Below are 6,116 nucleotides of genomic sequence, written 5' to 3'. Positions count from 1 at the left end.
CCAATCATTCGCCGCTGGTCATTGCCGAACAGTTCGGCACCCTGGAGTCGCTCTATCCGGGCCGCATCGACCTCGGCCTGGGGCGCGCACCGGGTTCCGACCAGCGCACCGCGCGCGCCTTGCGGCGTCACATGGGCGGTGACACGGCCGAGAATTTCCCGCAGGACGTACTGGAACTGCAGCAATATTTCGATGAGCCCTCGGACAACCAGGCCCTGCGTGCGGTGCCCGGCGCCGGCCTGAAGGTACCGCTGTGGCTGCTCGGCTCCAGTATGTTCAGTGCCCAACTGGCCGCTGAACTGGGCTTGCCCTTTGCCTTCGCCTCGCACTTCGCGCCCGGTTTCATGAAGTCGGCGGTGCAGATCTACCGCGAGCGCTTCAAGCCCTCGGCCAACCTGAAGAAGCCTTACGTCATGCTGGCCCTCAACGTCTTCGCCGCCGATACCCAGCGCCAGGCCGAGCGCCTGTTCACCTCGCTGCAGCAGCAGTTCCTCAATCTGATCCGCGGCACGCCCGGTCAGTTGCGCCCGCCGGTGGAGGATATCGATGCGCTCTGGCAACCGGGCGAACAGGCGCACGTGGAGCGCTCGCTGGCCTGTGCCGTGGTGGGTGACCGCGAGACGGTACAGGAAGGCCTGCAAGCCTTCATCGATGAACATGCCCCCGATGAACTCATCATCACGGCGCAGATCTTCGATCATGCGGCGCGGCTGCATTCCTTCGAGATTGCCGCCGAGGCGCGCGCGGCCTTGCAGGAGCGGGTGGCGATCTGAAGTCGCTGGAGATGGTGTAAGGAAAAACGGCAAGGACCTGGTCCCTGCCGTTTTTTTTAATTCGGTATGATGCCCGCATCGTAGTCCAGCACAAGAACAGCAACACATCAGGAGGCAGCCATGTTGTATAGCAAGACCTGTCTGGGCGGTATGGTCACCGCTCCCCATCACCTGGCCGCGCAAGCCGGCGCACAGATCCTGCGCGAGGGCGGCAATGCCGTCGAAGCCATGGTGGCGGCAGCGGCCACCATCGCCGTGGTCTATCCGCACATGAACGGCATTGGCGGTGATGGCTTCTGGGTCATCAGCGAACCGGGGCAGGAACCGGTCGCCATTCGCGCCTGCGGCCCCGCGGCGGCATTGGCCACCCAGGACTTCTACATCGGGCATGGCCACCGCACCATGCCCACCCGCGGCCCTCATGCGGCGCTGACGGTGGCCGGTGCTGTGGCTGGCTGGTCGGTCGCACTCGACTATGCCCAACGCTTTGGCCGCGCCTTGCCGCTGCCGGTGCTGCTGGCCGACGCCATCCGTCATGCGCAGACCGGCGTGCCCATCACCCGCTCGCAACATGAACTGACCCGCGACAAGTGGGATGAACTGAAGGACCAGCCCGGCTTTGCCGCCACCTATGCCGCCGACGGCATCCCGCCCCAGGGCAAGGTGCAGAAACAGTCAGCGCTGGCGGCCAGCCTGTCCCGCCTGGCCGAGGCGGGGCTTGATGATTTCTACCGCGGCGACCTGGCGCAACGCCTTGCTGCAGGCCTGCAAGCGGTCGGCAGCCCGTTGCGCCGCAGTGACCTGGAAGCGTTCCGCGCCCAGCTGTTGCCGCCGCTGATGGTGCAATTAAGGTCAGGCCGCGTCTACAATCTGCCGCCGCCCACGCAAGGCGTTTCGGCATTGATGATCATCGGTCTGTTCGATCGACTCGGCGTCGCGCAGGCCGAAGGTTTCGCGCACATCCACGCTCTGGTGGAAGCCACCAAGCGCGCCTTCATCCTGCGCAACCAGCACGTCACCGATCCCGCCCACATGAGCGTGGAGGCCGCACACTGGCTGCTGGCCGAGGCCCTGGACCAGGAAGCCCGGCAGATCGACCTGCAGCGTGCAGCACCCTGGCCGCATCCGGCCAAGCCGGGCGATACCATCTGGATGGGCGCGGCCGATGCCCAGGGCCGCGTGGTGAGCTACATCCAGAGCATCTTCTGGGAATTCGGCAGCGGCGTGGTGGTGCCCGACACCGGCATCGTCTGGCAGAACCGTGGTGCCAGCTTTACGCTCGACGATGGCATCAACCAACTGCAACCGGGCAAGCTGCCCTTCCATACGCTGAACCCTTCGCTGGCCCGTCTGAACGATGGCCGCACCCTGGCCTACGGCACCATGGGCGGGGAAGGGCAGCCGCAGACCCAGGCCGCGGTCTTTACCCGCCACGTGCTGTTCGGCCAGAACCTGCAGGCCGCCGTCAGTGCACCGCGCTGGCTGCTGGGGCGCACCTGGGGCGATGTCTCCACCAACCTGAAGGTGGAAGGCCGGGTGCCGGACGCCACCGTCGAGGCCTTGCGCCGCGCCGGGCACGAGGTGCAGGTGGTGGCGGACTACACCGACATGATGGGACATGCTGGTGCGGTCTGCGTCCACCCCGATGGCGTCATCGAGGGCGCCACCGATCCACGGGCCGATGGGGTCTGTGCGGGCGTTTGAATATCGTTCATGCGCCGAGTCGGCGAGGCGTAGCGTATCGCCATGCCGGCTCGCCGCCGTTGTCTTTTTGCATCTCCCGCGGGGCGGGAAAAGTTCGCTATTGCGCTCTTTTACGCTCACGCCGGGGCTTTTGATACGGCAACAGGCAGGGAGGATTGATGAGTTTTACGCGTGAGAAAAATTTTCACGAAGTTTTTCGGCAAATGCGATGAAAAACCATAGCTGTTCTGGCAAGATGCCGAAATACCTAGAACTTATTTCATCAATTAGCACGCAAGTCTGTTGATTGAATGTGTTCTCCGCGGTTCACAGGGGAGCCGTCATGCATCCAGCCGTATCGCAGTATCTTGTCTCAATTGAACAACAATAAAGCCCCATCTCCGCCGAATCTGTCGTCGTTGATTACGCTGGGGGTGGTTATAACCGTGCTCATCACGACCGTGTCGGTGCTGCTCCTGGTGGATCAGTTCACCCGCGGTTATGCGCGTTCGGAAAGCGAAACGCGCATGAAGCAGTTGGCCTGGCAGATGCAGGATGCGCTGGAGCGCGGCATGAGCGAGCGCGAAATCGACCTGCGGCAACTGGTGTTGCGGCCCTCGATCCGCAATGGGCATGACTTGTCACTCATCCGCCGGATATTCGACGAATTGCAGGCCAGTGTGCCGCACTATGCCTGGATCGGCCTGGCGCGCCTCGACGGGTCCATCATGGTAGCCAGCCAGGGCTGGCTGGAAGGCGCCAGCGTGGCGGAGCGACCGTGGTTCCTGGAAGGCCGCAAGGGCCCCTACGCCGGCGACTACCACCCGGCTGTGCTGCTGACGCACCAACTGCCGCCGCAATCCAATCCCTGGCGTTTTGTCGACCTCTCGGCCCCCGTGCATGACATGCAGGGCCACTTGGTCGGTGTGCTGGGGATGCACCTGTCCTGGTCCTGGGCGCGCGACATCGCGGGCAAGCTGCTGGAGCCGACCGGTAACCGCTATGACGTCGAGGTCATCATCGTGCGCAGCGACGGCACCGTCATCCTCGGCCCCAAGAGCATGGAAGAAAGCAAGATCGACACCGCCAGCTGGCGCGCCTCGTTGCAGGCCACCAATGGCGGTTCGATGATCGAGACCTGGCCCGATGGCCAGCGCTACGTCAGCGGCTATGCGCGCACCGGCAGCACCGGCGGCATGAAGCTGCAATGGAGCGTGATCGTGCGCCAGCCCGAGATCGTGGCGCTGGCCGCCTTCCGCGACCTGGAGCGGCGCGTGATCCTGGTCGGCGCGCTGTCCTGCGTGGTGCTGGTGATCCTGGCCTTCGTGCTCACGCGGCGCCTGGTGGCCCCCATCAATGCCTTGTCGGCGGCCTTGGAGCAACGCGCCGCCGGTCAGGCCGAGGTCGCCATCCCGCAGGTCAACAGCTATCGCGAAATCCAATTGCTGTCCTCCACCCTGGTCAACATGGTCGAGCGCGAAGAACGTTATCTGCGCGAAGTGCGCTCGCTCAACGAAAGCCTGGAGCAGCGCGTGGCCGAGCGCACCAGCCGCCTGCACGAAACCGCCACGGCCTTGCAGCAAGCGCTGGACCAGCAACAGGTCAACCAGCTCCAGCTCGAAGAAACCGCCGCCGAACTGCGCGCCATCCTGGAAAACGCCCAGGACGCCTTCATCGCCGCCGACGAACATGGCCGCGTAGTGGAGTGGAACCGCCAGGCCGAGCTGCTGCTGGGCTGGCCGCGTGACCAGGCGATGGGGCGCAACATGGCCGAGTTGATCATCCCGCCCGACCTGCGCGCGGCCCACAATCGCGGCATGGCGCAGTTCCTCAAGGATGGCACCAGCGTGGTCATCAACAATCGCATCGAGCTGCAAGCCTTGCATCATGATGGCCACGAGCTGCCCGTCGAGATCACGGTGGGTCACGTCAAGCGCCAGAGCGGCCACTTGTTCATCGCCTTCCTGCACGACATCACCGAGCGCCTGGCCTTCCGCGACCAGATGCGCGAGCTGGCCCTCACCGACGTGCTCACCAGCCTGCCCAACCGCCGCGCCTTCAGCGACCGCCTGCCCGAGGGCATGATGCGCGCACGCCGCGCCGATCAGTTGCTGGCCCTGTTCTTCATGGATATCGACGGTTTCAAGGGCGTCAATGACCGCTACGGCCACGAGGCCGGCGACGAACTGCTGGTCGAATTCGCGCGCCGCCTGCAACGCTCGGTGCGCGACGTCGATACCGTGGCGCGCCTGGCCGGCGACGAATTCGTGGTGATCCTGGAAAACCTGCAATCGCAGGAAGACGCGGTGATGGTGGCCCAAAAGATCCTCGCCACCATCCGCGAACCCTTCGAACTGACCCACTCCACCGTGCACATCTCCAGCAGCATCGGCGTGGCCGTCTACCAGCCCAACCTGGATGGCGAAGTCGGCCCCGAAGAATTGCTCTCGATGGCCGACAAGGCCATGTATACGGCCAAGCGCCTGGGCAAGAACCGCGTCGAACTGGGCCGCCCCACCGACGTATAAGCCAGTGCGGGCGCACGCGCCTGCGATCTTCTCCGATTTCCCCCACCTCCCGATTGCACGAGTCGTTACGTCTCGTTTACATCCTGTTTACACCCTCGCCGCAAACATTTACCGGGATTTAATGCCCCTTTCTCTATCGTTGCACTGTCTCCGCCTCCGACCCTGGAACGGAGTCAGACAACGTCAACAATGGAGTGGGAAATGTCGCAAACGGATTTTCTCTACGTAGTCATGCTGCTGCTCTGCGGCATTTCGATGTGGGCATTCATCGCCCTGTGCAGCCGTCTGGAACGGCAAGAAGGGGATAAGAAATGAACCTCATGTATCTGCTGGGGCTGGTGGTCTCCATCGCCCTCTTGCTGTACCTGGTCTATGCCCTGATCAAGCCGGAGGATTTCTGATATGGACAGCAATAATTATTACCAGCTCGGCCTCTACCTGGTCGTGCTGTTGCTGCTCTCCCTGCCGCTGGGCTGGTACATGGCCCGGGTGATGGAGGGCAAGTCGCGCGTCAATCGCCTCTTCGGCGGCATCGAACGCATCTTCTATCGCATCAGCGGCATCGATGGTGAGCAGGAGATGAACTGGAAGCAGTACGCCATTGCCGTGGTGCTGTTCAACTTCATCGGCGCGCTGGTGGTCTACCTCCTGCAACGTGTGCAGCTATGGCTGCCGTTGAACCCACAGGCCTTTGCCAACGTCAGCCCGGATTCGTCCTTCAACACCGCCTTGAGCTTCGTCACCAATACCGACTGGCAAGGCTACACCGGCGAAGCCACCATGAGCTACCTGACCCAGATGGCAGCGCTGGCGGTGCAGAACTTCCTGTCGGCGGCCACCGGTATCGCCATCGCCTTTGCCTTGATTCGCGGCTTTGCCCGCCACAGCAGCAAGGGTATCGGCAACTTCTGGGTGGACATGACGCGCAGCATCCTCTACGTGCTGCTGCCCTTGTCGGTGGTGTTCGCGCTGGTGCTGGTGCAGCAGGGCAGCATCCAGAACTTCCATGCCTATCAGGACGTGAAGACCCTGGAAGTGACCCACTACACCATCCCCAAGCTGGACGCAGCCGGCCAGCCGCTCAAGGACGCCAAGGGCGAGCCGCTGACCGAAGCGCAAAGCACGATAAGCA

5 protein-coding genes are annotated in these 6,116 nt (G+C 63.4%); all 5 read left to right on the top strand.

Annotated features, from left to right (window positions below):
- On the top strand, positions 1 to 773 hold a 773-nt coding region (locus I5W_RS22305), incomplete at its 5' end, for an LLM class flavin-dependent oxidoreductase (protein ID WP_044530892.1).
- A 120-nt stretch (positions 774 to 893) separates the two neighbouring features.
- On the top strand, positions 894 to 2,477 hold the full coding sequence (locus tag I5W_RS22300) for a gamma-glutamyltransferase family protein (protein ID WP_044530891.1): 1,584 nt from the start codon (positions 894 to 896) through the stop codon (positions 2,475 to 2,477).
- Between the two features lie 290 nt (positions 2,478 to 2,767).
- Positions 2,768 to 4,984, top strand: a complete 2,217-nt coding sequence (locus I5W_RS22295; RefSeq protein WP_044530890.1) for a diguanylate cyclase domain-containing protein — start codon at positions 2,768 to 2,770, stop codon at positions 4,982 to 4,984.
- Between the two features lie 311 nt (positions 4,985 to 5,295).
- Positions 5,296 to 5,385: a K(+)-transporting ATPase subunit F gene (gene kdpF, locus I5W_RS22290; protein ID WP_017452361.1), complete on the top strand. Its 90-nt coding sequence runs from the start codon at positions 5,296 to 5,298 to the stop codon at positions 5,383 to 5,385.
- Position 5,386: 1 nt separating this feature from the next.
- Positions 5,387 to 6,116: potassium-transporting ATPase subunit KdpA (locus tag I5W_RS22285; RefSeq protein ID WP_044530889.1), on the top strand; the 730-nt coding region annotated here is incomplete at its 3' end.

The organism is Herbaspirillum sp. B65 (assembly GCF_000333555.1).
Taxonomy (GTDB): Bacteria; Pseudomonadota; Gammaproteobacteria; order Burkholderiales; family Burkholderiaceae_D; genus Herbaspirillum; species Herbaspirillum rubrisubalbicans.
The sequence above is the reverse complement of the archived record's forward strand: the minus strand, read 5'-3'. Positions and strand labels throughout refer to the sequence as shown.

Excerpts from the sequence above, each read along its gene's own strand:
- I5W_RS22300 (WP_044530891.1), top strand. The coding sequence starts at position 894 with ATGTTGTATAGCAAGACCTGTCTGGGCGGTATGGTCACCGCTCCCCAT.
- kdpF (WP_017452361.1), top strand. The coding sequence starts at position 5,296 with ATGAACCTCATGTATCTGCTGGGGCTGGTGGTCTCCATCGCCCTCTTG.
- I5W_RS22295 (WP_044530890.1), top strand. The coding sequence starts at position 2,768 with ATGTGTTCTCCGCGGTTCACAGGGGAGCCGTCATGCATCCAGCCGTAT.